The 26,846-nt window shown below is 69.8% G+C and carries 24 protein-coding genes; 17 read left to right on the top strand and 7 right to left on the bottom strand.

The genetic code is table 11. The features are described from left to right. Nucleotides 1-207: 207 nt before the first annotated feature. The 3 genes from rny to ACGFIO_RS09310 all read left to right on the top strand — a co-directional run bounded on the left by rny (nt 208) and on the right by ACGFIO_RS09310 (nt 2,812). Nucleotides 208-1,908, top strand: coding sequence for a ribonuclease Y (gene rny / locus ACGFIO_RS09320; RefSeq protein ID WP_392824118.1), 1,701 nt, complete (start codon nt 208-210; stop codon nt 1,906-1,908). Between the two features lie 216 nt (nt 1,909-2,124). Continuing rightward, nucleotides 2,125-2,418 carry a hypothetical protein gene (locus tag ACGFIO_RS09315; protein ID WP_392824116.1) on the top strand — a complete coding sequence of 98 codons (294 nt, stop codon included), beginning with the start codon at nt 2,125-2,127 and terminating at the stop codon, nt 2,416-2,418. 43 nt (nt 2,419-2,461) lie between these two features. Beyond that, a complete protein-coding gene (locus ACGFIO_RS09310) occupies nt 2,462-2,812 on the top strand; it encodes a hypothetical protein (protein ID WP_392824113.1) in 351 nt (116 codons plus the stop codon). 75 nt (nt 2,813-2,887) lie between these two features. Here the strand turns inward: ACGFIO_RS09310 and ACGFIO_RS09305 are convergent, their stop codons facing one another. From ACGFIO_RS09305 to ACGFIO_RS09290, 4 genes are all read right to left on the bottom strand, one after another. Then, nucleotides 2,888-3,766 carry an amino acid ABC transporter permease gene (locus ACGFIO_RS09305; RefSeq protein WP_392824111.1) on the bottom strand — a complete coding sequence of 293 codons (879 nt, stop codon included), beginning with the start codon at nt 3,764-3,766 and terminating at the stop codon, nt 2,888-2,890. Further along, entirely contained in the window at nt 3,763-4,437 is a 675-nt protein-coding gene (locus ACGFIO_RS09300; RefSeq protein ID WP_392824109.1) for an amino acid ABC transporter permease, read from the bottom strand. Before ACGFIO_RS09300 ends, ACGFIO_RS09305 begins: the two co-directional genes overlap by 4 nt. A 75-nt stretch (nt 4,438-4,512) precedes the next feature. Continuing rightward, the gene (locus ACGFIO_RS09295; RefSeq protein WP_392824108.1) at nt 4,513-5,379 is read right to left on the bottom strand and encodes a glutamate ABC transporter substrate-binding protein; all 867 of its coding nucleotides are present in this window, start codon (nt 5,377-5,379) and stop codon (nt 4,513-4,515) included. Between the two features lie 37 nt (nt 5,380-5,416). Continuing rightward, nucleotides 5,417-6,163, bottom strand: a complete 747-nt coding sequence (locus tag ACGFIO_RS09290; protein ID WP_392824106.1) for an amino acid ABC transporter ATP-binding protein — start codon at nt 6,161-6,163, stop codon at nt 5,417-5,419. Between the two features lie 139 nt (nt 6,164-6,302). On the opposite strand from ACGFIO_RS09290, the gene ACGFIO_RS09285 reads away from it, so the two are divergent. Then, nucleotides 6,303-6,749 carry a hypothetical protein gene (locus tag ACGFIO_RS09285; protein WP_392824104.1) on the top strand — a complete coding sequence of 149 codons (447 nt, stop codon included), beginning with the start codon at nt 6,303-6,305 and terminating at the stop codon, nt 6,747-6,749. A gap of 112 nt (nt 6,750-6,861) precedes the next feature. Further along, complete coding sequence (gene miaB / locus ACGFIO_RS09280) at nt 6,862-8,340, top strand: tRNA (N6-isopentenyl adenosine(37)-C2)-methylthiotransferase MiaB (protein WP_392824101.1); 1,479 nt, start codon at nt 6,862-6,864, stop codon at nt 8,338-8,340. A 313-nt stretch (nt 8,341-8,653) separates the two neighbouring features. On the opposite strand, the gene ACGFIO_RS09275 is transcribed toward miaB, so the two are convergent. Continuing rightward, the gene (locus tag ACGFIO_RS09275; RefSeq protein ID WP_392824098.1) at nt 8,654-9,862 is read right to left on the bottom strand and encodes a DUF349 domain-containing protein; all 1,209 of its coding nucleotides are present in this window, start codon (nt 9,860-9,862) and stop codon (nt 8,654-8,656) included. 162 nt (nt 9,863-10,024) lie between these two features. Between ACGFIO_RS09275 and miaA the strand changes: the two genes are divergently transcribed. The 3 genes from miaA to ACGFIO_RS09260 are packed head-to-tail and all read left to right on the top strand — an operon-like array spanning nt 10,025 to nt 12,434. After that, complete coding sequence (gene miaA / locus ACGFIO_RS09270) at nt 10,025-10,924, top strand: tRNA (adenosine(37)-N6)-dimethylallyltransferase MiaA (protein ID WP_392824096.1); 900 nt, start codon at nt 10,025-10,027, stop codon at nt 10,922-10,924. 8 nt (nt 10,925-10,932) lie between these two features. Next, nucleotides 10,933-11,736 (top strand): diaminopimelate epimerase, encoded by an 804-nt coding sequence (dapF, locus tag ACGFIO_RS09265; RefSeq protein ID WP_392824094.1) that lies wholly within the window; start codon nt 10,933-10,935, stop codon nt 11,734-11,736. After that, complete coding sequence (locus tag ACGFIO_RS09260; protein WP_392824092.1) at nt 11,736-12,434, top strand: glycerophosphodiester phosphodiesterase; 699 nt, start codon at nt 11,736-11,738, stop codon at nt 12,432-12,434. The genes dapF and ACGFIO_RS09260 overlap by 1 nt, the downstream gene beginning before the upstream one ends. On the opposite strand, the gene ACGFIO_RS09255 is transcribed toward ACGFIO_RS09260, so the two are convergent. Beyond that, nucleotides 12,431-13,882 carry an NAD-dependent malic enzyme gene (locus tag ACGFIO_RS09255; RefSeq protein ID WP_392824090.1) on the bottom strand — a complete coding sequence of 484 codons (1,452 nt, stop codon included), beginning with the start codon at nt 13,880-13,882 and terminating at the stop codon, nt 12,431-12,433. The two genes, ACGFIO_RS09260 and ACGFIO_RS09255, sit on opposite strands and share 4 nt — an antisense overlap. Before the next feature lie 174 nt (nt 13,883-14,056). Here ACGFIO_RS09255 and hflX point away from each other — a divergent pair, with 174 nt between their 5' ends. Next, the gene (gene hflX, locus ACGFIO_RS09250) at nt 14,057-15,451 is read left to right on the top strand and encodes a GTPase HflX (RefSeq protein ID WP_392824088.1); all 1,395 of its coding nucleotides are present in this window, start codon (nt 14,057-14,059) and stop codon (nt 15,449-15,451) included. An 81-nt stretch (nt 15,452-15,532) separates the two neighbouring features. Next, entirely contained in the window at nt 15,533-17,533 is a 2,001-nt protein-coding gene (locus tag ACGFIO_RS09245) for a hypothetical protein (protein ID WP_392824086.1), read from the top strand. Nucleotides 17,534-17,883: 350 nt separating this feature from the next. Here the strand turns inward: ACGFIO_RS09245 and lexA are convergent, their stop codons facing one another. Then, nucleotides 17,884-18,714: a transcriptional repressor LexA gene (lexA, locus tag ACGFIO_RS09240; RefSeq protein WP_392824084.1), complete on the bottom strand. Its 831-nt coding sequence runs from the start codon at nt 18,712-18,714 to the stop codon at nt 17,884-17,886. 185 nt (nt 18,715-18,899) lie between these two features. Between lexA and ACGFIO_RS09235 the strand changes: the two genes are divergently transcribed. From ACGFIO_RS09235 to ACGFIO_RS09205, 7 genes are all read left to right on the top strand, one after another. Further along, nucleotides 18,900-19,214 (top strand): LysM peptidoglycan-binding domain-containing protein, encoded by a 315-nt coding sequence (locus ACGFIO_RS09235; protein WP_392824081.1) that lies wholly within the window; start codon nt 18,900-18,902, stop codon nt 19,212-19,214. 396 nt (nt 19,215-19,610) lie between these two features. After that, nucleotides 19,611-20,129 (top strand): transcriptional regulator NrdR, encoded by a 519-nt coding sequence (gene nrdR, locus ACGFIO_RS09230; protein ID WP_392824080.1) that lies wholly within the window; start codon nt 19,611-19,613, stop codon nt 20,127-20,129. Nucleotides 20,130-20,188: 59 nt separating this feature from the next. Further along, a complete protein-coding gene (locus ACGFIO_RS09225; protein ID WP_392824372.1) occupies nt 20,189-23,110 on the top strand; it encodes a vitamin B12-dependent ribonucleotide reductase in 2,922 nt (973 codons plus the stop codon). Nucleotides 23,111-23,275: 165 nt separating this feature from the next. Then, the gene (locus ACGFIO_RS09220) at nt 23,276-24,646 is read left to right on the top strand and encodes an alpha/beta hydrolase (protein WP_392824078.1); all 1,371 of its coding nucleotides are present in this window, start codon (nt 23,276-23,278) and stop codon (nt 24,644-24,646) included. Beyond that, on the top strand, nt 24,646-25,731 hold the full coding sequence (locus ACGFIO_RS09215; protein WP_392824076.1) for a sensor histidine kinase: 1,086 nt from the start codon (nt 24,646-24,648) through the stop codon (nt 25,729-25,731). Before ACGFIO_RS09220 ends, ACGFIO_RS09215 begins: the two co-directional genes overlap by 1 nt. Next, the gene (locus tag ACGFIO_RS09210) at nt 25,719-26,372 is read left to right on the top strand and encodes a response regulator (RefSeq protein ID WP_392824074.1); all 654 of its coding nucleotides are present in this window, start codon (nt 25,719-25,721) and stop codon (nt 26,370-26,372) included. The genes ACGFIO_RS09215 and ACGFIO_RS09210 overlap by 13 nt, the downstream gene beginning before the upstream one ends. Continuing rightward, nucleotides 26,369-26,815 (top strand): hypothetical protein, encoded by a 447-nt coding sequence (locus tag ACGFIO_RS09205; RefSeq protein WP_392824071.1) that lies wholly within the window; start codon nt 26,369-26,371, stop codon nt 26,813-26,815. Before ACGFIO_RS09210 ends, ACGFIO_RS09205 begins: the two co-directional genes overlap by 4 nt. Nucleotides 26,816-26,846 lie beyond the last annotated feature (31 nt).

Here is a 26,846-nt window from a genome sequence, read left to right as displayed (position 1 = left end):
CAACCCACCGCGACCACAGGCCGGAACCGAAGGCCCAAGGCCGAAGCGAAGGCCGGCGAAGGCCCGAAGCGGACGGCCGGCGAAGGCCGACGAAGGCCCGAGGTGAAGGCCAGCCGGACCCGGGCCGGGAGGATGCGGACCCCCGACTGTGCAGGGGCAGCGCAGTCGCCCGCGGGCGGCGGCGTCGGCGAAGGGAGACGCGGCGACATGACCGCCCTGGATACGGTTCTGGTGGTGGCGATCGTCGTACTCGCCGCATTCGTGATGGGTGGCCTCTACCTCGGCGCCCGCGCGTTGCGACAGATCCAGAGCAGCAAGGTCGAGGCCAAGGACCGCCAGGATCAGGTCGAGCACGCCAAGGCCAAGGCCGCTTCGGTACGCGCGGAGGCCGCCGCCGCCAAGGCCGAGGCGACCGCCGCCCGCGCCGAGGCCCGCCGCGTCCTCGAAGCGGCTCACGGGGAGGCCGACACCATCCTCGAGCACGCCCACCGCCAGGCCGAGGCCGACGCCGAGCAGGTCCGCTCGGCCGCCCGCCGCAGCGGTGAGCGGGAGGTCGCGCTGCTCAACGCCACCGCCAAGGAGCAGGCGGCCGAGGTCGAGCGCCGCGCCGCCCGGATCGACGAGCGGGAGCGTATGCACAGCGAGGAGGTCGAGCGTCTGGTCGAGCGGGAGCGCCGGCTCGCCGCGATGGACGCCGACCTGGCTGGCCGCGAGTCCGCGATGTCGGGGCGCGAGGCCGAGCTGGCCGCCGCGGCCGAGGCGCACCGCAAGGAGTTGGAGCGGGTGGCCGGTCTGAGCGCCGACACGGCCCGGTCCGAGCTGATCGAGTCGATCGAGGCGCAGGCCAAGCGGGAGGCGGCGATCCTGGTCCGGGACATCGAGGGTGACGCCAAGCGGACGGCGGACACCCGGGCCCGGCACATCGTGGTGGACGCGATCCAGCGGGTGGCCAGCGAGCAGACGGCGGAGAGCGTGGTCAGCGTCCTGCACCTGCCCAGCGACGAGATGAAGGGCCGGATCATCGGCCGCGAGGGGCGCAACATCCGGGCGTTCGAGTCGGTGACCGGTGTCAACCTGATCATCGATGACACCCCGGAGGCGGTGCTGCTGTCCTGCTTCGATCCGGTACGCCGGGAAGTCGGCCGCCTCACCCTGGAGAAGCTGGTTCTGGACGGGCGCATCCACCCGCACCGCATCGAGGAGGTCTTCGACACCGCCAAGGACGAGGTCGACCGGCTGTGTGAGCGGGCGGCCGAGGAGGCGCTGGTCGACGTCGGCATCACCGACATCCACCCGGAGCTGGCCACCCTGCTGGGCCGTCTGCGGTACCGCACCAGTTACGGCCAGAATGTCCTGAAGCACCTGGCCGAGACCGCGCACATCGCCGGCATCATGGCCGCCGAGCTGGGCTTGGACGTGCCGACGATGAAGCGGGCGGCGTTCCTGCACGACATCGGCAAGGCGCTCACCCACGAGGTCGAGGGCAGCCACGCGTTGATCGGCGCCGACCTGGCCCGCAAGTACGGCGAGTCGGAGGACGTGGTCCACGCGATCGAGGCGCACCACAACGAGGTGCCGCCGCAGACCATCGAGGCGGTGCTGACTCAGGCCGCGGACGCCTGTTCCGGTGGGCGGCCGGGCGCGCGGCGGGAGAGCCTCGAGGCGTACGTGAAGCGCCTGGAGCGGATCGAGGAGATCGCCGCGGGCAAGGTGGGCGTGGAGAAGGTTTTCGCGATGCAGGCCGGCCGGGAGATCCGGGTGATGGTACGCCCGGATGACATCGATGACATCGGTGCCGCCGTGCTGGCCCGGGATGTCGCCAAGCAGATCGAGGAGGAGCTGACCTATCCGGGTCAGATCCGCGTCACGGTCGTCCGCGAGTCCCGGGTCACCGAACTGGCCCGCTGATTCTGTCCCGTTTCAGAGCTTATTGCGCGCGTTTCGCCTGGTAGAGAGTTTGCGGGTGATTCTGCCCGCAAAATGGCCTTGTTACAGCATGGACTCATTGATAACCTTCGAGGCGTCGCGACGGAAGTCATAAACGGGGATCCCTTCGTTACGAGCATTCGACCTAACGGGAGTCGTATTTTGTTGCTCGCACGAGGAAAAGTCAGACTGTCATCATTGTTTGTAGCGGTGCTCGCTGGGTCCAGCCTGGCCGGCGTTGCTCTTTCGTCGCCCGCGTCGGCGGCCGCTCCTACCTGCTATTCCAGCAGGCACAACAACTCGAATCCGCCCTATGCCACCGGCTATTGCACCGGCACCACCGCCTACTACCTGGTGCAGGCACAGTGCGAGGAGAACAGCGGAAACATCTACAACGTGAACGGCGGCTGGGCGCGCAATGGTCAGACTTCACGCGCGAACTGTTCCGAGAATTCGTCAGTCATCTGGGCTCAGACGACCGTCGATGACTGACAACCGCGTCCGCGTGTTCGGGAACAATCGTGAAGGGGAACTCATGAAGGTTCAAAGGACCAGCCGCCGGAAGATGGCCTTCCTGGCCGGGCTGGCCGTGCTCGGTTCGGGTGCGGTCGTCGGCCTGGTGCAGTCTCCGGCTCTCGCCGGATCGGGAGCCACCGCCGCCGCCGAGTGCCGTACCAGCCGAAACAACTCGGTGAACCCGCCGTACGCCAGCGGATACTGTTCGGGCGGCCCGTCCAGCCAGTACTACGCCGTGGTCGCCGAGTGCGAAGAGAACAGCGGCCGGACCTACCGTTCGTACGGCAACGCGGCGCACAGCGGTGCCACGTCTTACGCCTACTGTTCCGAGGGCAGCAGCGTGGTCAGTGCCTCGATGCTCATCTCCTGATCCGTTGCACTGAAGACGGGGGCGGCGAATTCTCGATCGAGAATTCGCCGCCCCCGTCGACGTCGGTGACTCCGGTTATGCGGTCTGGCCGGGCGCTATCGCGTCGGCCGCGTCGGGGGAGAGCTTGGTGCGACGCGGCGCGCGTCCGGAACGCCGGGTCCGGCGCTCGATGCGGCCGGCCATCGCGGTCAGTGTGGCGTTGAGAGCGATGTAGATGATCGCGGCGACGATGGCGGCGGCGACGACATTCCCGAAATTGGCCGACAACGTGTTGACGCCGGACTGCAGCAGCTCGGTGTAGCCGATGATGTAGCCGAGTGCGGTGTCCTTTACCAGCACCACGAGCTGACTGACGATAATTGGCAGCATGGACCGGGCGGCCTGGGGAATGAGAATCTCACGCATCACCTGGCTCTTGCGCATACCGATCGCGTAGCCGGCCTCGCTCTGTCCGGAAGGCACCGCGCGGATGCCGGCGCGGAACGCCTCGGCGAGCACCGAGCCGTTGTACAGGGTGAGACCGGCGACGACTGCCCAGAACGGCGGCATCGGCTGCTCGGTCAGGAACGGCACTCCGTAGAAGATGAAGAACATCAGCAGGAGCAGCGGTACGGCGCGGAAGAACTCGACCACGATGCCCGACGGAACCCGTAGCCACCAGTGGTCCGACAGCCGGCCGATCGAGAAGACCAGGCCGTAGACCATGGACAGGACGATGGCGACGGCCGCCGCCTCCACGGTTCCCAGCAGGCCCGGCAGGATGTACGACGTCCAGGTCGAGCCGTCCAGGAACGGGCGCCACAGCGGCCCGGCCCACTGGCCCTTCGCGTCGAACTGGCGATAGATCCAGAAGAGCAGCGCGACGAAGAGCACCGCGAACACCACGGTGAGGACGAGATTGCGTGCCCTGGCCCGGGGGCCGGGGTGGTCGTAGAGGACGGCGTCCGTGCTCACCTTTTGACCGCCAGTCGATTGGCCAGCCACCCGAAGAGATAGCCGGTCGGGATGAGAGCCAGGGCGAATGTGCCGGCGAAGACCAGGAAGATCGGGATGACGGCGTCGCCGCGTGCGTTGATCAGTTCCTTCATCGCGTTCGACGACTCGGCGAGGCCGATGGTCCCGACGATCGTCGCGTTCTTGCACAGGGCGATGAAGATGCTGCCCAGCGGCGCAATGACGGCCCGGGCGGCCTGCGGCAGGATGATCGTGGTCAGCGTCTGCAGGAACGACATGCCGATAGCGCGAGCCGCCTCGGCCTGGCCCGCGTGAACGGTGTTGATGCCCGAGCGCACCGCCTCGCACACGAACGCGGCCGTGTAGACCGACAGTCCGATGACGCCGAGCCAGAAGTTGTTGAGGTCGATCTCGTCGGACAGGGACAAGCCTAACGTGGAGAAGAGACCGAAGTAGCAGAAGAAGATGATCAGCGTCAGCGGGGTGTTGCGGAAGGTGTTCACCCAGCCCGCGCCGAAGAGTCGAAGCACCGGAACGGGTGAGACCCTCATCGCGGCCAGGATCACGCCGAGTATCAGGGACGCGACGGCGGCAGCGCCGGTGAGCCGGAGAATCCATAGAAATCCGGTCACGTAGACGTCGACGTTGGTGGGATCGGTGAAGACGTCCATCGCCCTCGCTTCCATCGGAAAGTGTCGAGCGAGGCCGGGGACGCCCGGCCTCGCTCGCGGTGCGCTACCGACCGATCAGGCGGCCGGGCAGTTGGTCAGCTTGCTGACGTCGAGCTTCGGAGCGGCGGCGCCGCTCGCCTTGAGCGAGGCGTCCCAGGCGGCCTGGTAGGAGCCGTCCGACGCCGAGGCGCGGAGGATGTCATTGATCTTGTTGCAGCCGGCGACATCAGTCTTCTTCAGCCCGATGCCGTAAGGCTCCTCGCTGAACTTCTTGCCGACGACCTTGAACTTCCCCTGGTACTGCGACTGCGTCGCGTAACCGGCGAGGATGATGTCGTCGGTGGTGACCGCATCGACCTGGCCGCCGGCCAGCGCCGTCACGCACTTGGAGTAGGAATCGAACTGCTGCAGCTGCACGTTCTTGTAGTCGGTCTGAATGCGCTTGGCCGGCGTCGATCCGGTCACCGAGCAGACCTTCTTGCCGGCCAGGGCCTCCGGGCCGGTGATCGTCGAGGCGGTCGGAACCAGCAGATCCTGACCGGCGATGAAGTACGGGCCGGCGAAGTTGACGACCTTCTTCCGCTCGTCGTTGATGGTGTACGTGGCGACCACCAGGTCAACCTGGCCCTGCTGGATGAACGGCTCACGGTTCGAGGACACCGTGGTCTTGAACTCGATGCCCGTGTCCGGCACGCCGAGGCCCTTGGCGATGATCTTCGCGATCTCGACGTCGAAGCCGGTGTAGGTGTTGCCGGTCTGCAGGCCGAGGCCGGGCTGGTCGTTCTTCACGCCGATGACGAGCTTGTGCTGGCTGCTCGCCTTTCCGACGATCCCGCTCGCGGTCTCGCCGCCACCCGTGCTGTCGCCGCCGCCGCCACAGGCGACGAGGGTCAGTGCGAGGGAGAGAGCCCCCAGCGCCGCCGCAGTTCGGGTCTTGCGCATCATTACGCTCCTTGGTATTCCGAAGTGGACGGTCAAGTCAGTGCGTCAAGATCTTGGACAGGAAGTCCTTGGCCCGATCCGATTTCGGGTTCGCGAAGAACTCGGCCGGTGCCGCCTCCTCGACCAGCTGGCCGTCGGCCATGAACACCACCCGGTTGGCGGCGTGCCGGGCGAAGCCCATCTCGTGGGTCACCACCACCATCGTCATGCCCTCCTTGGCCAGCGAGGTCATCACGTCGAGCACCTCGCCGACCATCTCCGGGTCGAGGGCGCTGGTCGGCTCGTCGAAGAGCAGGGCCTTGGGCTGCATGGCCAGCGCCCGCGCGATCGCGACCCGCTGCTGCTGACCGCCGGAGAGCTGGGCCGGGTATTTCTCGGCCTGGCTGGCGATGCCGACCCGGTCGAGCAGGCTCATCGCCCGGTCACGGACCACCGACGCCTTCTCCCGGCGGACCTTGAGCGGCCCGAGCATGACGTTTTCCAGGATGGTCTTGTGCGCGAAGAGGTTGAACGACTGGAACACCATGCCGACCTCGCTGCGCAGCCGGGCCAGCCCCTTGCCCTCGGCCGGCAGCGGCTGCCCGTCGAAGACGATCGAGCCCGAGTTGATCGGTTCGAGCCGGTTGATCGCCCGGCACAGGGTCGACTTGCCCGAGCCCGACGGTCCGATCACGACGACGACCTCGCCGCGGCCGACCGACAGGTCCACGTCCTGCAGGACGTGCAGGGGCCCGAACCACTTGTTGACCTTGTCAAGGACGATGAGAGCCTTGTCGTCAGTCACAGCTAGGGACCGTCCTGTTCGTCGGTTCACTCGGATGGGGCCACTCTAGGGGGGTGGGTGTATCGGATCGCGCCGAGAATGGTCACGGAGCGGTAACACAGGGAGATGCAGGTCGGGAAGGTTGTCCACGATGAGCGGTATGGCGGACGTTGACCCGGTCGGTGGCATCTGGAACTGGGCTGTTGCCGACCGGATCGAGGAGGCGGTGGTCCGGTCTGCGATCTCCGAGGTCCTCGACCGGCCGGTGGCCGGCATGGACGAGGACGCAGATGATTCTGCCGTTCTCGTCGACGTCTTCCACGTCGATGGCGATTTCCCGACAATGATCGATCTTTACCTCGTCCCGTCCGTTCGGTCCGAGACCGACGCCGCGGCCGCCGTCGCGGTCAAGCTGGGTGCGGCCGTCCTGCTGCCCGACGACACCCTCAACCCGACGAGGTACGAGCTGAGCGAGCCGGACGGGACCCGGCGGAGCGTGCATGTCGACGAGGCCGAGACCGACGAGGGTACGGAACGACGCAACCTCCGTCCGTGCACCGGCGCCGATCCGGCCTGTGCGGTGGCCTCGGAACGCCGGGCGGCCTGAGGGGTGGTTACCCTTTACCCGTCATGACCGACTGCACCGAGCGGCAGAACCCGGCGCCTGCCGACGGCGCCGGAGGCGAGGGCCACGAGGGCATGACAAGAAAGGCTCAGCCATGACCAGTAACCCTCGCACCTACGACGTGCGCACGTACGGCTGTCAGATGAACGTGCACGACAGCGAACGCATCTCCGGGCTGATGGAAGATGCGGGGTACGTACGTGCCGCCGACGCCGACGCGGCCGACGTGGTCGTGTTCAACACGTGCGCGGTCCGGGAAAACGCGGACAACCGCCTCTACGGCAACCTCGGGCACCTCCGCCCGACCAAGCTGAAGAACCCGGACATGCAGATCGCCGTCGGCGGCTGCCTCGCGCAGAAGGATCGCGGCGACATCGTCAAGAAGGCGCCGTGGGTCGACGTGGTCTTCGGCACCCACAACATCGGCTCGCTGCCCGCCCTGCTCGAGCGGGCCCGGCACAACGCCGCGGCCGAGGTCGAGATCCTCGAGTCGCTCGAGGTGTTCCCGTCCACGCTGCCGACCAAGCGCGAGTCGACCTACGCGGGCTGGGTCTCGATCTCGGTCGGCTGCAACAACACCTGCACCTTCTGCATCGTGCCGTCGCTGCGCGGCAAGGAGAAAGACCGCCGCCCGGGCGAGATCCTGGCCGAGGTCGAGGCGCTGACCCAGCAGGGCGTGCTCGAGGTCACCCTGCTCGGGCAGAACGTCAACTCGTACGGCGTGGAGTTCGGCGACCGGCTGGCCTTCGGCAAGCTGCTGCGCGCCACCGGCGGCGTCGAGGGGCTGGAACGGGTGCGGTTCACCAGCCCGCACCCCAAGGACTTCACCGATGACGTGATCGCGGCCATGGCCGAGACGCCGAACGTCTGCCCGTCGCTGCACATGCCGCTGCAGTCCGGGTCGGACGCGGTGCTCAAGGCGATGCGCCGCAGTTACCGTCGCGACAAATACCTCGGCATCATCGACAAGGTCCGCGCCGCGATGCCGGACGCCGCGATCACCACCGACATCATCGTCGGCTTCCCGGGCGAGACCGAGGCCGACTTCGTGCAGACCCTCGAGGTGGTCCGGGCGGCCCGGTTCGCGAGCGCGTTCACCTTCCAATACTCGATCCGCCCCGGCACCCCGGCCGCGACCATGGCCGACCAGGTGCCCAAGAAGGTCGTGCAGGAACGTTACGAGCGGCTGATCGCCGAGCTCGAGGACATCACCTGGGCCGAGAACAAGAAGCAGGTCGGGCGTACGGTCGAGGTGCTGGTCGCGGTCGGTGAGGGTCGCAAGGACGAGCGTACGGGCCGGATGAGCGGCCGGGCCCGGGACGGCCGCCTGGTCCACTTCGCCACCGGCGACCTGACCCCGCGCCCCGGCGACATCGTCGAGACCGTGGTCACCTACGCCGCCCCGCACCACCTGAACGCCGACGGCGCGCCGGTCAGCCACCGCCGCACCCGCGCCGGCGACGCCTGGGAGGCCGGCCGAGCCCCCAAGCTCGCCGGCGTCAACCTCGGCCTCCCCACCATCGGCGCCCCCGCCCCACTCCCCGCCGCAACCAGCGCCTGCGCCGCCCAGTAGCGATAGCCCAGCGCGCCATCCGCTCCCCAAATACCGCCCGCTGCTACCACTGCTCGACCGAGTGGTGGCGCAGCGCGCCATCTGCTCCCCGAGTGCCGTCTGCTGCTACCACTGCCTGACCGGAGTGGTAGGCCAGGGCGCTATCCGCGCAGCGGATGCCGCTGACAAGAGGAGCGCGACCACCCGGGACAACCCGGCAGCAAAGGCAGAGGCCCGGACCATCTACGGTCCGGGCCTCTGGCTTACGTGCGGGTGGTGCGTGCGTACCTTCAAATGCCGTTGATCTTGAAGGTTTTGATCTGGAGTGCCCTGATCAACTCGCCTGCTCGGCCAGGGCCAGGAACTGGCGCTTGGAGTCGAGCGCCTGCTGGGCCTCCTTGATGCGGCGCTTGTCGCCGGCCGCCTCGGCCCGCGCGAGCCGCTGCTCGGCCTCGGCGACCTGCTCGCGCATCTGCTGGAGCAGCGGGTTGTCCTGCGGCGACGTCTTGCGCCAGGCCGAATCCATGGCCACTCGGATCCGTTCCTCGGCGGCCCGCCAGCGACGGTCCAGCCCGGCCTGCGCCTCGCGCGGCACCCGGCCGGCGTCGTGCCAGGCCGCCTGCGCGTCACGCATCTTGTTCTGCGCCTCGCGCGGGTCGGCGTCCACGTCGAGCGCCTCGATCTCGGTCAGGATGGCCTGCTTGCGCTCGAGGTTGCCCTTGAACTCGGCGTCACGGGCGGAGAAGACCTCGCTACGCCGGGTGAAGAAGGCGTCCTGGGCGGCCCGGAAGCGTTCCCACAGGCGCTGCTCGGCCTCCTTGGCGGCGCGCGGTGCGGCCTTCCACTCGGTCATGAGGTCTTTGAGGCGGGTCGCGGTCGGACCCCACTCGGACGACTCGGCCAGGGCCTCGGCCTCGGTGACCAGCTCTTCCTTGGCCGTCTGGGCCTGCTTGCGCTGACCGTCGAGGGTGGCGAAGTGCGCGCCGCGGCGGCGGGTGAAGCCGTCCCGGGCGGCCGCGAAACGCTTCCACAGCTCGCCGTCGGTCTTCTTGTCGACGCCGCGGATGGTCTTCCACTCGTCGAGGATCTCCTTGAGCCGGTCGCCCGCCGTCTTCCAGCCGGTGGCGTCGGCGGCGATCTTTTCCGCCTCCTCGACCAGGGCCGTCTTGCGGGCGATGGCCTCGCCGCGGGCCGCCTCGCGGGCCACCCGGGCCTCGCCGGCCTTCTCGTCGGCCAGCGCGGCCAGCCGGTCGAGGCGGGTCGCGAGGCCGTCGATGTCGCCGACCACGTGCGCCTCGTCGAGCTGCGTGCGCAGCCGTTTCACGCTGGAGAGCGAGTGGGCCGCGTCGGCCGCGCCGGACTTGAGCCGGGCCTCGATCAGGTCGACCTCGGTGACCAGATCGGCGAACCGGCGGGCGAAGTGGGCCAGACCCTCCTCGGGGGTCCCCGCCTGCCATGAGCCGACCACCCGGTCGCCCTCGGTGGTCTTGACGTAGACGGTGCCGTCGGCATCCACTCGCCCGAAGGTTGTCCAGTCGTTCATCAGCTCATCCTCGTTCTTCCCGGCAACCGTGGGCCCCTTCGCCCGCGACCACCGCCACAGCGCAGTCAAGAATGCCGTACCTCACTTGGCATTCTTTCTCGCGCATTGTCACAGGTCCAACCCGGTTACGACCAAGTGCCCGCCGATGACCGTGACCATACGGTGTCCTACCGTTGCTCCGTGCCGAACCACCCCCATCCCCGGGTGATCGCCGTCGTCGGTCCGACCGCCGCCGGCAAGTCGGCCCTGAGCGTCGCGCTCGCGCAGGCCCTGGGCGGGGAGATCGTCAACGCCGATTCGATGCAGCTGTACCGAGGTATGGACATCGGTACGGCCAAGCTGTCCGTTTCCGAACGTGGTGGCGTGCCGCATCACCTGCTCGACATCTGGGACGTAACGGTCACGGCCAGTGTCGCCGAATATCAGAAGATCGCCCGCGCGGCCGTCGACCGGATCGGGACGCCGATTCTCGTCGGCGGGTCCGGGCTGTACCTCCGAGCGGTGCTCGAGGACTTCGAGTTCCCAGGCACCGATCCGGTGATCCGGGCCGGTCTGGAGGCGGCGTGGGCCCGGGGCGAGCCGTTGTTCGAGCGGTTGCGACGGCTCGACCCGGACGCCGCGGCCCGGATTCTTCCCTCGAACGGGCGGCGGGTGGTCCGGGCGCTGGAGGTGATCGAGCTGACCGGGCGGCCGTTCACCGCCTCGCTGCCGTCGCCGACACCGGTCTACGAATCCGTGCAGATCGGCGTCGACCGGGATGATCTGGACGCACGCGTGGATCTGCGCGTTGACCAGATGTGGGCGGCGGGGCTGGTCGGCGAGGTGGCGGGACTGCATGGGCTGCGGGACGGGCTGACCGCGAGCCGGGCCCTCGGCTACCAGCAGGCGCTGGCCCAGATCGACGGCGTGTACACCGAGGCCGAGGCGCGCGAGGCGACAAAACGGGCGACGCGGCGGTTCGTGCGGCGGCAGCGGAAGTGGTTCCGCCGCGACCCGCGGATCCACTGGCTCGACGGCGCGTCGGACACGCTGTTGGCGGACGCCCTGGCGCTTGCGGGATGATGGTGCGCGTGTTGTTCACCAAGGGCCATGGCACCGGCAACGACTTCGTGATCCTGCCGGATCCGGACGGCGCCCTCGATCTCACCGCCGAGCAGGTCCGCGCGCTGTGCGACAGGCACTTCGGCATCGGCGCCGACGGCGTGCTGCGGGTGGTCCGCAGCGCCAAGCACCCCGATGCTCTCGATCTCGCGGCCGACGCCGAGTGGTTCATGGATTACCGCAACGCCGACGGCTCGGTCGCCGAGATGTGCGGCAACGGCGTGCGCGTCTTCACCCGCTATCTGGTCGGCCAGGGCTGGGCGACGTTCCCGGTCCCGGTGGGGACGCGATCCGGGGTGGTGCTCGCGCGAGCCGAGGCAGACTCGATCTCGGTGCGGATGAGAACCCCACGGGTGTACGCGGCCAGCACGGCCACCACCGGCGGTTTCACCGTGCCGGGCATGGCCGTTGACTGTGGCAACCCGCACCTGGTCTGCGGGCTCGCCACCCCGCTGGACACGCTCGACCTGACGGTGGCGCCGGAACACGACCCGGCTGTCTTCCCCGACGGCGTGAACGTCGAGTTCGTCACGCCGGTCGGCGACCTGCACGTCCGGATGCGCGTCCACGAGCGCGGCTCCGGCGAGACGTTGTCCTGCGGCTCGGGCGCCCTGGCGGTGGGGGCGGTGACGCTGCGCGACGCGGGACTGCGGGCCGGCACGGTGACCGTCGACGTGCTGGGTGGCTCGCTCACGGTGACCGCCACCGAGTCGGGGGAGTGGTGGCTGGCGGGACCGGCGGTGCTCGTGGCGACGGGCGAGGTCACGCTCTGATGCACCGAGTGGCCCACCGCGGCTACTCGGCCGTGGCTCCCGAGAACACCCTGCCCGCCCTGGTCGCGGCGGTCCGGGCCGGTGCGACGCATGTCGAGTTCGACGTACGCACCTCCGCCGACGACGTCCCGGTGGTGATCCACGACCGGACCCTGGACCGCACCACCGACGGGACCGGCCACGTCTGGGACCACTCGCTGGACGCGATTCGCGCCCTGGACGCCGGCTCGTGGTTCTCGCCGGCCTTCGCGGGCGTCAAGGTGCCGCTGCTCAGCGAGGTGCTGTCGCTGCCGTGGGGTGACGTGACGCTGCTGGTGGAGATCAAGCCGCCGGCCTCGCCGGACCAGGTGAAGCGCATCGTCACCATGGTGGACAACCGGGCCATCGTGCAGAGCTTCGATCACGAGATCGTGCGAAATGTCGGAGAATTCGCCCCGCGGTCGCGGCGGGGGCTGCTCCGGCCGCTTCTGGACTCCGACACCGTCGAGCTCGCGTCATCCCTGGGGGTCGAGTGCTGCAACATCCCGGTGGGAGAGGTGACACCGGAGCGGGTGGCGGAGTTCGCCGCGCGAGGCATCGAGGTGATGGCCTGGACCGCCAACGACCTCGGCTCGTGGCCCGCGATGGCCGCCGCGGGCGTGGCCGGCCTGATCACCGACCACACCGGCGAATTGACCGGCTGGGCTTCGTCCCGTTAGAACGTCTCCTCGGGGGCTTCGTCGACCTCGACCGCGGCCGCGTTGGCCGGGGCCGGCGCGCCCTTGACGACCGCGCGGATCGCGGCCGCCACCGCCGGCGTCACCCGCGGGTCGAAAACGCTCGGGATGATCACCGTCGGGTTGAGCTTGTCCTCGCCCACCACGTCGGCGATCGCGCGGGCCGCGGCCAGTGCCATCTCCTCGGTGAACCCCCGCGCGCTGACGTCCAGCATGCCGCGGAAGACGCCCGGGAAGGCGAGCACGTTGTTGATCTGGTTGGGCTGGTCGGAGCGGCCGGTCGCGACCACCGCGGCGTGCTGCCGGGCCTCCCGCGGGTCGACCTCCGGGTCGGGGTTCGCCAGCGCGAACACGATCGACTTGTCGGCCATCCGGGCGATGTCGGCGCCGGTCAGCAGGTTGGGCGCGGACACGCCGATGAAGACGTCGGCCCCGGCGATGGCACCGGGCAGGTCACCGCTGTAGCCGGCCTTGTTGGTGTTCTCGGCCAGCCACTGCCAGGTCTCGTTCAGGTCGGTCATGCCGCGGTGCAGAGCGCCCCGGCGGTCGTACGCGATGATGTCGCCCACGCCCTGACGCAGCAGCAGCTTCATGATCGCCGTGCCCGCCGCGCCCGCGCCCGACACCACCACCTTGACGTCGGCCAGGTTCTTGCCCACCACCCGCAGCGCATTGGTCAGCGCGGCCAGCACGCAGATCGCCGTGCCGTGCTGGTCGTCGTGGAACACCGGGATGTCGAGCAGCTCACGCAGCCGCGCCTCGATCTCGAAGCAGCGCGGCGCGGCGATGTCCTCCAGGTTGATCCCGCCGTAGGCCGGGGCGATCGCCTTGACGATGTTGACGATCTCGTCGGTGTCCTGCGTGTCCAGCACCACCGGCCAGGCGTCGACCCCGCCGAACCGCTTGAACAGCGCCGCCTTGCCCTCCATCACCGGCATCGCCGCGGCCGGGCCGATGTTGCCCAGCCCGAGCACCGCCGAGCCGTCACTGACCACCGCGACCGTGTTGCGCTTGATCGTCAGCCGGCGGGCGTCGGCCGGGTTCTCCGCGATCGCCATGCAGACCCGGGCCACCCCCGGCGTGTACGCCCGGCTCAGCTCGTCCCGGTTGCGCAGCGCGACCTTCGAGCTCACCTCGATCTTGCCGCCCAGGTGCAGCAGGAACGTGCGGTCGGACACCTTCCGCACCTCGACGCCGTCCAGCTCTTCCAGGGTCTTGACCACCTGGTCGGCGTGGCTGGAGTCGGCGGTGTCGCAGGTGAGGTCGACGAGTACGCGAGCGGAGTCGGAGTCCACCACGTCGAGAGCCGTGACAACCGCGCCGGCCTCGCCGACACAGGTGGTGAGGCGGCCGATCGACGACGCGTCGGCCGTCACCGCGATCCGGATCGTGATCGAGAATCCTGCGCTGGGCAGGCGGGTGGTCACCACGGTGGTCCCTCCGTCGTTGGCGGGTGAGTCACCGCATTCTTGCGCGTCCGGAATAGCAACTTCCAACGCGGTCGTTACTGATGAGTCAGGCACAACGCTTCAACGCCCGGGCCGGTTTTGTGGATGCGCTCATCGCGCGCGTCTGCCACGATCGGTGCCGAGGAGGTCACACTTTTGCAAACTCAATTCTCTGAACCCGACGTCACCACCGGTGATCTCGAACTGGAGGAGCGTCACTCGCTGCGGCGGGTAGCCGGCCTTTCCACCGAGCTCACCGACATCACCGAGGTCGAGTACCGGCAGCTGAGGCTGGAGCGGGTCGTCCTGGTGGGGGTGTGGACCGAGGGCGGCGTCGCCGACGCGGAGAATTCGCTGGCCGAGCTCGCCCTTCTCGCCGAGACCGCCGGGTCGCAGGTCCTCGAGGGCCTGATCCAGCGACGCAGCCGCCCCGACCCGGCCACCTTCATCGGCCGCGGCAAGGTCGACGAGCTGCGCGACGTGGTTCTGTCCACCGGCGCCGACACGATCATCTGCGACGGCGAGCTGTCCCCGTCCCAGCTGCGCAACCTGGAGCAGCAGACCAAGGTCAAGGTGGTCGACCGGACAGCGCTGATCCTGGACATCTTCGCCCAGCACGCCAAGAGCAAGGAAGGAAAGGCACAGGTCGAGCTGGCCCAGCTGCAATACCTTCTGCCGCGACTGCGTGGCTGGGGTGAGACGCTGTCCCGGCAGACCGGTGGCCGCGCCGGCGGTGCCGGTGGTGGCGTCGGTCTGCGTGGTCCCGGTGAGACCAAGCTCGAGACCGACCGCCGCCGGATCAACACCCGCATCGCCAAGCTGAGGCGCGAGATCAAGGCGATGCGTACGGTGCGCCAGACCAAGCGTTCCCGCCGTTCGCGCAACGGCGTGCCCGCCGTGGCCATCGCCGGCTACACCAACGCCGGCAAGTCCAGCCTGCTCAACCGGCTGACCCAGGCCGGCGTGCTGGTCGAGGACGCGCTGTTCGCCACGCTCGACCCGACCACCCGCCGGGCCGCCGCCGAGGACGGCCGCGTCTACACGCTGTCCGACACGGTGGGCTTCGTCCGGCACTTGCCGCACCAGATCGTCGAGGCGTTCCGGTCGACGCTGGAAGAGGTGGCGTTCGCGGACGTGGTCCTGCACGTGGTCGACGGCGCCCACCCCGACCCCGAGGGTCAGGTCAGCGCGGTCCGCGAGGTGCTGCTCGAGGTCGGGGCCGACAAATTGCCCGAGCTGCTGGTGATCAACAAGGTCGACGCGGCCGACGAGGAGACCCTGCTGCGCCTCAAGCGCACCTGGCCCGACGCCGTGTTCGTCTCGGCCAAGGCCGGGCGGGGGATCGACGAGCTGCGCAGCGCGATCGAGGAGAAGCTGCCCCGGCCCGCGCTGGAGCTCACGATCCTGGTCCCGTACGACCGCGGCGACCTGATCGCCAAGATCCACCGCACCGGTCAGGTTCTCACCACCCACCACACCGAGGAGGGCACCGAGATGCGCGTCCGCGTCGACGAGCAGCTCGGTGCGGAGCTGTCCGCGTTCGCCTCGTGATCGATGGGACGGACAGGACGCCTGAGCTGTGGTGATCCACGCGTAACAACGACACGGGACGCCGCATGCGACACTGATCGGATGCGGCGTCTCGTGGTGTCGGTTCTCTGTGCCTTCGGGCTCGTGCTGACCGGCGCCGGCACCGCCTTCGCGGAGGAGGCCCCCGGGGGTTCCGCGCAGGCTCCGGCCGGCAAGAAGGTATGCAAGATCGGCGACGACAAGCTGGACGAGCTGTCCGGTCTCGTGGCCACCGATGGCGGCTTCGTCGTCATCAACGACAGCACCGACCAGGTGAGCCACAAGCGCGTCTTCTTCCTCGACGACAAATGCAAGGTCAAGAAGTCGCAGCCGTACAGCGGCGACGGGCCGCGCGACACCGAAGACCTGGCGCTCTCACCCGACGGCCGGACCCTGTGGGTCGCCGACATCGGCAGCAACGACAAGAAGCGCACCGTCGTCGGCCTCTGGTCGATGCCCGCCGACGGGTCCGCGAAGCCGCAGCTCTACCGCATGCACTACCCGGACGGCGGCCACAACGCCGAGGCGCTACTGATCAACGGCGACGGCACCCCGATCATCGTCACCTGGGAGACCGGCGGCACTCCGGCGTCGATCTACGCGCCGACCGCGGCCCTGAAGAAGGGCACCACGGAAGGCGTACCGCTGAAGAAGGCGGGCGAGATCAAGGTTCCGCCCAGCCAGACCCCGGCGACCGGCATCGGCCTGGTCGGCCGGAGCACCATCAACGGCGGCTCGATCACCAAGGGCGCGACCAAGGCGGTTCTGCGTACCTACACCGACGCGCTCGAGTGGGACGTGACCGGCGGCGACGTGCTCGCCGCGATCAAGGGCAAGCCCCGGATCACGCCGCTGCCCAACGAGCAGCAGGGCGAGTCGATCTCGTTCAGCCCCGACGGCAAGCTCTTTTACACGGTCTCCGACATGCAGGGCAACACCGACCTGGACAACTACATCCTCCGGTACACCCCGTCGACCGCGACCGAGCCGGTCCTGAAGAACGCCGCCGGCGGCACCGCCAAGGACAAGACCGGTCCGTCCTGGTTCCAGAGCCTCGGCCTCAAAGACATCACCTACCTGGTCGCCGGGGTCGGCGTGCTCGGCCTGATCCTGGTCTTCGTCGGCATCTTCGGCATCCGCCGGCACCGCAAAAACCTGCCGCCCGAGCCGCTCAGCCTCAAGAAGCCGGACGACGACGGGCCCAAGCCGTCCGACGCGGCGACGGAGTTGCTCTCGGTGGGCGGTGCGCCGTCCGGCCCCGGCGTGTACGGCGCCGGTGGGTCCAAGGGCGGCCCCGGTGGGTCCAAGGGCGGCCCCGGTGTCTACGGCGGCAAGCCGGCGGCCTCCGGTCCGGGGGTGTACGGCGGTGGCCGTCCGCCCGGTGCTGGTGCTGGTGCCGGTGCCGGTGGTGCGGGTGCCGGTCGTCCAGCGGGTGGGCCTCGTCCGCCCGGCGGGGTCCGGCCGCCGGTGGTCAGTGGCCGGCCGGGTGCTGGTGCGGGTCGTCCGCCGGTGAGCGGGGCTCCGCAGGGCAGTGGTCGCCCGCCGGTCAGCGGTGCACCGCAAGGCAGTGGTCGTCCTCCCCAGGGCGGCGGCCGTCCCCCGCAGGGTGGTGGTCGTCCTCCCCAGGGCGGCGGCCGTCCCCCGCAGGGTGGTGGTCGCCCCCCGCAGGGTGGGGGTCGTCCGCCCCAAGGCGACGGTCGTCCTCCCCAGAGTGGTGGTGGTCGTCCGCAGCAGGGTGGTCAGGGCCGGCCCGCGCAGGGCGGGCAGCCTCGGCCCGCGCAAGGGGGTCAGCCTCGCCCGCCCCAGGGTGGCGGGCGTCCCCCGCAGGGTGGCGGTGGCCGTCCGGCCCAGGGCGGAGCTCGTCCGCCGCAAGGTGGTGGCCGGCCGGCGCAGGGCGGTGGCGCTCCGCAGGGTGGGCAGCCGCGTCCTCCGCAGGGGGGTCAGCCTCGCTCGCCCCAGGGTGGCGGAGTGTATGGTTCCCCACCACCGCCCGGTGGCAACGGCGGTGGCCGGTCCCGCGACCTCGACGACGACCAGAACTACGGCCGCGCCTACGGCCGCTGACCAGATCTTCGACGGTCGGCTTCCGAGTTCCGGAAGCCGACCGTTCGCATTCCCGCAGCTCTAGTGTGCCGCGGCTCGGCCCGGCGGCGTCGGACCGCTGGTCCGTTGGTCGATCCTTTGGCGGCGGCCGCTGGTCCGTTGGTCGGTCCTTTGGCGGCGGCTGCTGGTCCGTTGGTCGGTCCTTTGGCGGCGGCCGCTGGCCCGCTGGTCGGCCCTCTTGCCCGGCGGGCCGCTGGTCCGTTGGCCGCCGGTTGGCGGCGGGTCGCTGGTCCGTCGGTCGGCCCTCTTGCCGGCGGGCCGCTGGTCCGCCGGTTGGCCGTTTGGTGGCGGGTCGCTGGTTCGCGGGCGGCTCAGACGCGGCGCAGCACCGCGACGACCCGCCCCATGATCGTGGCGTCGTCGCCGGGGATGGGGTCGAAGGCCTGGTTGGCCGGCATCAGCCAGACGTGCCCGTCGCGCTGGCGGTAGGACTTGACCGTCGCCTCGCCGTCGATCATGGCGGCCACGATGTCACCGGACGTCGCCGTCGGCTGCTGCCGCACCACGACCCAGTCGCCGTTGCAGATGGCCGCGTCGATCATCGAGTCGCCCTTGACCTCGAGCATGAAGACGTCGCCCTCGCCGACCAGTTCGCGCGGCAGCGGGAAGAAGTCTTCGACGGCCTGCTCGGCCAGGATCGGCCCACCGGCGGCGATCCGCCCGACCAGCGGCACGTAGGCCGGGGTCGGCCGGGCCTGGCGCAGCGTCTCGTCGTCGACCAGCTCGCTGGGCGAGCGCACGTCGACCGCGCGCGGCCGGTTGGGGTCGCGGCGCAGGAAGCCCTTGGTCTCCAGCGCCTTCAGCTGGTAGGCCACGCTGGACGGGGAGACCAGCCCGACCGCCTCGCCGATCTCGCGCACGCTGGGGGGATAGCCGTACCGTTCCACCCAGTCGCGGATGAACTCGAGGATGCGTCGCTGCCGTGCGGTCAGGTCGGCGGTCACCAGGTCGGGGAAATGGCTGACCGGCGTCGGTGTGACCGCCCGCAGCTGGGGCGCCTCGGCGCTGCGGGAACGGGCCGGTGCCCGCCGCCGCACGCCGCCGCCCGCGGAACTCTGCTGGTGCTGCCGGCTGGTCCGGTCGTCGGTCGACACGCCTGCCCTCCACTGTCGGCCAAGTGCCGTCGGCGGCACGTGGTGCATTCCGGGCCATCCGAAAACGACCCCTTCTACAGAGAAGACCCTATGGGCGCGGTACGACAGTTTCAAACATCTGTACGACTTTCCCGTCGGCGTGTCGCCCGGAAGTGCTCGACTTCCGTACAGCTGTTCTGATAGACCGTCGTACGGGCGTTCGATCGAACATCCGTACGAGGAAGGTGAAACCCATGGTCACGACCGCTTATCGCCGTCCGCCGCTCCGTCTGACGCGGCGCGGCCGCGCCGTGGTCCTGGCTTTCTTCATCGGCGCGTCCACCGTCGCCAGTGCTTTCCTGCTGTCGACCGCCTCGCGGGCCGAGCAGCTGCCGCAGGGGCCGGCGCCGACCGTCGTGGTCCAGCGACAGGACACGCTGTGGTCGATCGCGACCCGCACCGCGCCGCGCCGCGATCCTTACGCCGCGGTGGCCGAGATCAAGAGGATCAACAACATCGAGGGGTACGTCGTGCATCCCGGCGAGACGCTGCAGCTCCCGCGCGACTGAAACGCGGGCATCCCGCTCGTACCCCATCATCGGTTTGAAAGAAGAACGTACGTTCCTTCTCCGGCGTCGGGAAAGTGACCGCGACCACCCTTCCGGGCCACGTCGTCGGAAACGCGGGCCCCGAAGAGCGGCAAATCGGGCGCGATCCGAGCGCCAAGTGATCTCCTGTATACGGGCCGTGGCGACACGAAAATCGCGGCACGCCGACGCGCCCGTCAGCTTGCGCGGGCGTCGGCATCGGCCTAACTTTGACCCCAACATCTAGTAGTTACATGGCTGTAAGTCATCCACAGGTTGGGGTCGCAAGCCCCAAGTTCTCCACACGTTATCCACAGCGCCGACCCCAGTTGGCGCTGATTTGGCGTGCCTTGGAGGCTCCGAAAGGAATGGATTCCGGTGCGCTGTCCGTATTGTCGCCACGCTGATTCGCGCGTGGTCGACTCGCGTGAGGCCGACGACGGTCAGTTGATCCGTCGCCGTCGCTCGTGCACCGAGTGCGGCAAGCGGTTCACCACGGTCGAGGAGGCCGTCCTCGCGGTGGTGAAGCGCAGTGGCGTCACCGAGCCGTTCTCACGGACCAAGATCATGAGCGGGGTACGCAAAGCCTGCCAGGGCCGGCCGGTGGACGAGGACTCGATCGCGTTGCTGGCGCAGAAGGTCGAGGAGACGGTCCGGGCGAAGGGCGCGGCGGAGATTCCGAGTCACGAGGTGGGGCTCGCGATCCTCGGGCCACTGCGCGAGCTCGACCAGGTCGCCTATCTGCGCTTCGCCAGCGTCTACAAATCCTTCGACTCGCTCGACGAGTTCGAGAAGGAGATCGCCGAGCTGCGCTCGGCGCCGGCCGACCGGGAGGCGACGGTGCGGCATGCCGTGACCACCACCCGGCCGGGCCGGCCGCCCAAGATCAATCAGTGAGGGACTGCCGCAGCGACGAGCAGCGTTAATCAGTAGTGGCGCCAATGAGGGGGAGCACCATGGCCGGGGACGGCATCACAGCAGGTCGGCAGCGCAGCCGTAACAACGGCACCAGCGCGCCCACGGGGGGTCTGCGCGTCGAGCGGGTCTGGACGACTGAGGGCGTCCACCCTTACGACGAGGTGGAGTGGGAGCGCCGTGACGTCGTCATGACGAACTGGCGGGACGGCTCGATCAACTTCGAGCAGCGTGGCGTGGAGTTCCCGGTCGCGTGGAGCGTGAACGCGGCGAACATCGTCACCACCAAGTACTTCCGGGGCGCGGTCGGCAGCGACCAGCGCGAGTGGTCGCTCAAGCAGCTCATCGACCGCGTCGTGAAGACCTACCGCAAGGCGGGCGAGGACTACAAATACTTCGCCACGCCGGCCGACGCCGAGCTGTTCGACCACGAACTGACCTGGATGCTGCTGCACCAGGTGTTCAGCTTCAACTCGCCGGTCTGGTTCAACGTCGGCACCGCGTCGCCGCAGCAGGTAAGCGCCTGTTTCATCCTGTCCGTGGACGACTCGATGGACTCGATCCTGGACTGGTACAAGGAGGAGGGGCTGATCTTCAAGGGCGGCTCCGGCTCCGGGGTCAACCTGTCCCGCATCCGCTCCAGCCGGGAGCTGCTCTCGTCGGGCGGCACGGCCAGTGGCCCGGTCAGCTTCATGCGCGGCGCCGACGCCAGCGCGGGCACGATCAAGTCCGGTGGCGCCACCCGGCGCGCGGCCAAGATGGTCATCCTCGACGTCGACCACCCGGACATCGAGGAGTTCGTCTTCACCAAGGCGCGCGAAGAGAACAAGATCCGCGCGCTGCGGGACGCCGGCTTCGACATGGACCTCGGCGGCTCCGACATCGTGAGCGTGCAATACCAGAACGCCAACAACTCGGTGCGGGTCAGCGACGAGTTCATGCGCGCGGTCGAGGAGGGCACCACCTTCGACCTGCGCGGGCGCCTGCACGGCGAGGTCATCGAGTCCATCGACGCCAAGAAGCTGTTCCGCGACATCGCCCAGGCCGCGTGGGAGTGCGCCGACCCGGGCCTGCAGTACGACGACACCATCAACGACTGGCACACCAACCCCGAGACGGGCCGGATCACCGCGTCCAACCCCTGCTCGGAGTACATGTCGCTGGACGATTCGTCCTGCAACCTGGCCTCGCTCAACCTGATGAAGTTCCTCAAGGCCGACGGCGGCTTCGAGGTGCGAAAGTTCGTCAAGAGCGTCGAGTTCATCATCACCGCGATGGACATCTCGATCTGCTTCGCCGACTTCCCGACCCAGCGGATCGGCGAGACCACGCGGGCCTACCGCCAGCTCGGCATCGGGTACGCCAACCTGGGCGCCCTGCTGATGGCGTCCGGCCTGCCGTACGACTCGGAGGGTGGCCGCGGCGTCGCCGGTGCCATCACGTCGCTGATGACCGGCACGGCGTACCGCCGCTCGGCCGAGCTCGCCGGCGTCGTCGGCGCCTACGACGGCTACGCCCGCAACGCCGAGGCCCACCAGCGGGTCATGCGCAAGCACGCCGCCGCCAACGACGCCATCCGCACCACCAACGTGGTCGCGACCGAGATCGTCCGCGAGGCCACCAAGCAGTGGCAGGACGGCAACAAGATCGGCGCGAAGAACGGCTGGCGCAACGCGCAGGCCTCGGTGCTGGCCCCGACCGGCACGATCGGCCTGATGATGGACTGCGACACCACCGGCATCGAGCCCGACCTGGCCCTGGTCAAGTTCAAGAAGCTCGTCGGCGGCGGCTCGATGCAGATCGTCAACCAGACGGTCCCGCGGGCGCTGCGCACCCTGGGCTACCCCGAGGAGCAGGTCGAGGCGATCGTCGAGCACATCGCCGACCACGGCCATGTCGTTGACGCGCCCGGCCTCAAGCCCGAGCACTACAGCGTCTTCGACTGCGCCATGGGCGAGCGGTCGATCGCGCCGATGGGCCACGTCCGGATGATGGCGGCGGCCCAGCCGTTCCTGTCCGGCGCCATCTCCAAGACGGTCAACATGCCCGAGTCGGCGACCATCGAGGAGATCGAGGAGATCCACTTCCAGGGCTGGAAGCTCGGCTTGAAAGCCCTCGCGATCTATCGGGACAATTGCAAGGTCGGGCAGCCACTTTCGGCGGCGAAGAAGACCGCTGCGCCTAGCGAGCCTGCTCAGGCTGAGGTCGAGAAGGCCGTCGAGAAGGTCATCGAGTACCGCCCGGTCCGCAAGCGGCTCCCGAAGAAGCGCCCGTCCGAGACGGTGTCCTTCTCGGTCGGCGGCGCCGAGGGTTACCTGACCGCGTCGTCCTACCCGGACGACGGCCTCGGCGAGGTCTTCCTCAAGATGTCGAAGCAGGGCTCCACCCTGGCCGGCGTGATGGACGCCTTCTCGGTCGCCATCTCGATCGGCCTGCAGTACGGCGTGCCGCTGGAGACCTTCGTCAGCAAGTTCACCAACATGCGCTTCGAGCCGGCCGGCATGACCGACGACCCGGACGTCCGCATGGCGGCGTCGGTGATGGACTACATCTTCCGTCGCCTGGCGCTCGACTTCTTGCCCTACGACACCCGTGCCGAGCTGGGCATCTTCACCGCCAAGGAGCGGGCCGCCCAGATCCAGGCCGAGGCGGCGGCCGAAGCCGCGGCCGCCGACCTGACCACGACGTCGCAGGCGGCGGCCGAGCTGACGTCGATGGCCCAGTCCGCTCCGGTCTCGGCGCCGGTCGGTGCCGCGACCGCCCCGGCGGCCGAGCTGCCCAAGGCCGACCCGCCGAAGGCCGAGACGCCCAAGGCGGCCGCGCACTCGAACACCGAGCTGCTCGAAGCGGTGACCGGCCACTCGGCGGACGCGCCGCTCTGCTTCACCTGCGGCACGAAGATGCGCCCAGCCGGTAGCTGCTACGTCTGCGAGGGCTGCGGCTCCACCTCCGGCTGCAGCTGACCGACAGCAACACCGACCGCCCCGGCCTGTTCAGGCCGGGGCGGTCTTGCGTTGTCCCGCAAGGGGTAGGGCTGGCCTTACCCCGCCGGGGCCCGCCCGCCGGATTCCGGCGAGACTCGCGTTCTTCGATGCTGAAGCGGTCCGATCGAGACCGACGGGAGCATCATGAGGACGAGGACAAAACTGCTGGCCACAGTCGTGACGGCGACGATGGTGGCGGTGACCGGCCCGTCGTGGGCGGCGACTCGGCCCGCGCTGAGCTGGGAGCCGTGCCCGGCCAACGGCGTGCCGGTCGAGTGCACAAAGGTCAGCGTGCCGGTCGACTGGAGCCGCCCCGGCGGGCCGGTCGTCTCGCTCGAGGTCGCGCGCCTCAAGGCCACCGGCAAGCGGCTCGGCTCGGTGCTGACCAACCCGGGCGGGCCGGGCGGCTCGGGCGTCGGGTTCCTGGCCGGCTTCGCCAACCGGTTCGGCGACCAGTTGCGCCGGTCGTACGACATCGTGTCGTGGGATCCACGCGGCGTCGGCGCGTCGCACGCCGTCACCTGCCCGGCCGGCGCCGACCGGGAACTGGCCGAGCTGCCCGCCCCCGGCACGCTCGCCGAGCGGCTGCGCTGGGAACGGGCCGCTACCACGTGGGCCGCCGCCTGCCGGCGACAGACCGGGCCGCTGTTCGACCACGTCGACACGCTCAGCAATGTCCGCGACCTCGACCGGCTGCGCGAGCTGCTCGGCGAGCCCAGGCTCAACTACGCCGGCTTCTCGTACGGGACACGCATCGGGCTGTTCTACGCCGACGTGTTCCCGGAGCGGGTCGGTCGGCTGGCGATCGACGCCGTCGTCGACCCGACCAGCGACAACGCCGACTTCTACGACGGTGCCAGCCGGGCCCTGGAGCAGGCCTTCACCGATTACCACGCGGGATGCGCCGGCCGGGCGGGCTGCCCGCTGGCCGACCTGACCGCCGCGCGGGCGCGGGAGTGGCTCAAACCGTTGCTGGGCGGCAGCGGCGAGCTCGGCAACGACATCCCCAACATGCTGCGCGACCCGGCCGGCTGGCCCGCGCTCGACAGTCTGCTCGGCCGGCTCCGGGCCGGCACGTGGCAGCCGTCGGGCGACGAGCCCACCTTCGGCGGCGAGTCCTATCACTCCGTGCAGTGCCTCGACCTGCCCGACCACCGCACGGCCCGGCAGGTCATGGCCGACGCCGCACGCGCCGATGCCCGATACCCGCTGTTCGGCCGGTTGGCCGCCGCCACCGTGGTCTGTGGGCAGTGGCCGGTGCCGCCGACCTACCGGCCGCACCGCATCACCGCCGGCGGTTCCGGCCCGATCCTGGTCGTCGGCACCACCCACGACACCGCCACCCCGTACGACTGGGCCGTCGACGCCGCCCGCAACCTGCGGAACGGCCGCCTCCTGACGCAGCGGGCGACCCGGCACGGCGGCTACGGTTCCAGCGGATGCGTGACCGACGCGATCGACCGCTATCTCGTCGCCGGCACGCTGCCCCCGGTCGGGAAGGTGTGTGCGGGCTGATGCGCAGGAGCGGCGTCTGGGGAGCAACGGTGCACGTGCTGACCGGGCTGCCGGTCGGGCTCGCCGGCGCCGCGATGACGCTGCCCGCCCTGCTGGTCGCCGCGGTCCGGAACGAGCCGCTGCGCCGGGTGGTGGGCCGGCGTACGGCCACCCAGCGGCGACGGTTCGCGGCCCTGCTCGAGGTCGAGATCCCCGAGGTCGACGGGGTGCCCGCGCTGCGCCGGCAGACCGTGTTCCACCTGCTGGCGCTGCCGGTCGGCGCGGCCGGCTTCGCCATCGTGGCCGGTGCCGGCTCGGCGGGGCTGGGGTTCGCCCTGATCGCGTTCCAGCGCCCCGCGTTCGTGGCCGGCGGTGTCGCGCTGCTGCTCGTGGCCGCGTTCTCGGCGTACTGGCTCGCCCGGCTCGACATCGTGCTGGCCCGGCGGCTGCTCGGCCCGAACGCCACCGAGGCGCTCGAGGCGCGTCTCGAGGAACTGGCCCGGGCCCGGTCGCAGGCGGTCGCGGCGGCCGACGCCGAGCGCCGCCGGATCGAGCGTGACCTGCACGACGGCACCCAGCAGCGGCTTGTCGCACTGGCGATGACCCTGGGCATGGCCCGCGCCGAGTTGCCCGACGGGCCGGCCCGGGACACCGTTGACCAGGCCCATCGGCAGGCCAAGGCCGCGCTGGCCGAGCTGCGGGACTTCGTCCGCGGGCTGCACCCGGCCGTGCTCGACGACCGTGGTCTCGACGCCGCGTTGTCCGGCCTGGTCGCCGCCCTGCCGCAGCCGGTGGAACTGCACGTCGACGTGTCCGGCCGGTGCCCGCCGGTGATCGAGGCGATCGCCTACTTCGTGGTCTCCGAGACGCTGACCAACGTCGCCCGGCACGCGCGGGCCGGGCGGGTCGAGGTGGCGGTCGTCCGGCATCGTGGGTGGCTGCGCCTGACCGTGCGCGACGACGGGGTCGGCGGCGCCGCCGAGCGGTCCGACGGCGGCCTGCGCGGTCTGGCGCAGCGGGTCGCCTCGGTCGACGGGAGGTTCCGGATGTCGAGCCCGCCCGGCGGGCCGACGGAGGTGGAGGTGGAGCTGCCGTGCGGGTCGTGATCGCCGAAGATTCGGTACTGCTGCGGGCCGGCCTGGTCAAGCTGCTGGCCGGCGCGGGCATCGAGGTCGTCGCCGCGGTCGAGGACGCCGGCGCGTTGCTGCGCGCCGTCGAGCAGCATCGGCCCGACCTGGCGCTGGTCGACGTACGGATGCCGCCGGCCTTCACCGACGAGGGTGTCCGGGCCGCGCTGGTGCTCAAGCAGCAGTGGCCCGGCCTGGCCGTCCTGCTGCTCTCCCAGTACGTCGAGGAGCGGTACGCCGCCGATCTGCTGACCGAGCACACCGGCGGCCTCGGCTACCTGCTCAAGGACCGGGTGGCCGACGTCGACGAGTTCCTCGAGGCGCTGCGCCGGGTGGCGGCGGGCGGCACCGCCCTGGACCCGGAGGTGGTGGCCCAGTTGCTCGCCCGCCGCCGGACGAACCCGTTGCGCCGGCTCACCCCACGGGAGACCGACGTGCTCGCCACCATGGCCGAGGGCCGGTCCAACTCGGCCATCGCCGAGATCCTGGGCATCGGCGGGCACGCGGTCGAGAAGCACGTCAACAACATCTTCGCCAAGCTGGGCCTGGTCCCGGCCGACACCGACCACCGTCGGGTCCTGGCCGTGCTGCACTACCTCGAGATCGGCGAGCGGTCGTGACCGGCCGCTGGTGGCGGATCGGCGGGTCGATGTTCAGCACCCTCGTGCTGCTGATCGGCGGCATCGCGGTCGCCTCGAGCGGGAGCGCGCAGCGCATCGACACCACCACGGGCTTCCCTGGCGTACGCCGGGTCGTCGCCTCCAACATCAACGGCGGCCTCACCGTCCGGGGCGGCGGTCCGGAGGTCACGGTGCACCGGCATCTGGAGTGGACGCTGGCCGAACCCTGGCTCGAGGAACAGCGGGACGGGCCGACGCTGACCCTGCGGGCGCGATGCGGGCGCCCCGACCGCATCGTTCAGATCGTCATCAACTGCCGGGTGACGTACGACATCGAGGTCCCACCGGACACCGCGCTCGACCTCTACGCCGCCGGCCCGGTCACGGTGACCGGCGTGCACGGTGACGTGCGGATCCGGCCCGAGCCTGGACCGGCCGAGTGATGCATCACGTATCGTCGCACCCTCCCGACCG

Source organism: Actinoplanes sp. NPDC049265, assembly GCF_043197135.1.
In the GTDB taxonomy this organism is placed as follows: domain Bacteria; phylum Actinomycetota; class Actinomycetes; order Mycobacteriales; family Micromonosporaceae; genus Actinoplanes.
The sequence above is the reverse complement of the archived record's forward strand: the minus strand, read 5'-3'. Positions and strand labels throughout refer to the sequence as shown.

Excerpts from the sequence above, each read along its gene's own strand:
- ACGFIO_RS09300 (WP_392824109.1), bottom strand. The coding sequence starts at position 4,437 with ATGGACGTCTTCACCGATCCCACCAACGTCGACGTCTACGTGACCGGA.
- ACGFIO_RS09260 (WP_392824092.1), top strand. The coding sequence starts at position 11,736 with ATGCACCGAGTGGCCCACCGCGGCTACTCGGCCGTGGCTCCCGAGAAC.
- ACGFIO_RS09225 (WP_392824372.1), top strand. The coding sequence starts at position 20,189 with ATGGCCGGGGACGGCATCACAGCAGGTCGGCAGCGCAGCCGTAACAAC.
- miaB (WP_392824101.1), top strand. The coding sequence starts at position 6,862 with ATGACCAGTAACCCTCGCACCTACGACGTGCGCACGTACGGCTGTCAG.
- ACGFIO_RS09235 (WP_392824081.1), top strand. The coding sequence starts at position 18,900 with ATGGTCACGACCGCTTATCGCCGTCCGCCGCTCCGTCTGACGCGGCGC.
- ACGFIO_RS09275 (WP_392824098.1), bottom strand. The coding sequence starts at position 9,862 with ATGAACGACTGGACAACCTTCGGGCGAGTGGATGCCGACGGCACCGTC.
- ACGFIO_RS09285 (WP_392824104.1), top strand. The coding sequence starts at position 6,303 with ATGGCGGACGTTGACCCGGTCGGTGGCATCTGGAACTGGGCTGTTGCC.
- ACGFIO_RS09310 (WP_392824113.1), top strand. The coding sequence starts at position 2,462 with ATGAAGGTTCAAAGGACCAGCCGCCGGAAGATGGCCTTCCTGGCCGGG.
- ACGFIO_RS09295 (WP_392824108.1), bottom strand. The coding sequence starts at position 5,379 with ATGCGCAAGACCCGAACTGCGGCGGCGCTGGGGGCTCTCTCCCTCGCA.
- lexA (WP_392824084.1), bottom strand. The coding sequence starts at position 18,714 with ATGCACCACGTGCCGCCGACGGCACTTGGCCGACAGTGGAGGGCAGGC.
- ACGFIO_RS09245 (WP_392824086.1), top strand. The coding sequence starts at position 15,533 with ATGCGGCGTCTCGTGGTGTCGGTTCTCTGTGCCTTCGGGCTCGTGCTG.
- ACGFIO_RS09220 (WP_392824078.1), top strand. The coding sequence starts at position 23,276 with ATGAGGACGAGGACAAAACTGCTGGCCACAGTCGTGACGGCGACGATG.
- rny (WP_392824118.1), top strand. The coding sequence starts at position 208 with ATGACCGCCCTGGATACGGTTCTGGTGGTGGCGATCGTCGTACTCGCC.
- ACGFIO_RS09215 (WP_392824076.1), top strand. The coding sequence starts at position 24,646 with ATGCGCAGGAGCGGCGTCTGGGGAGCAACGGTGCACGTGCTGACCGGG.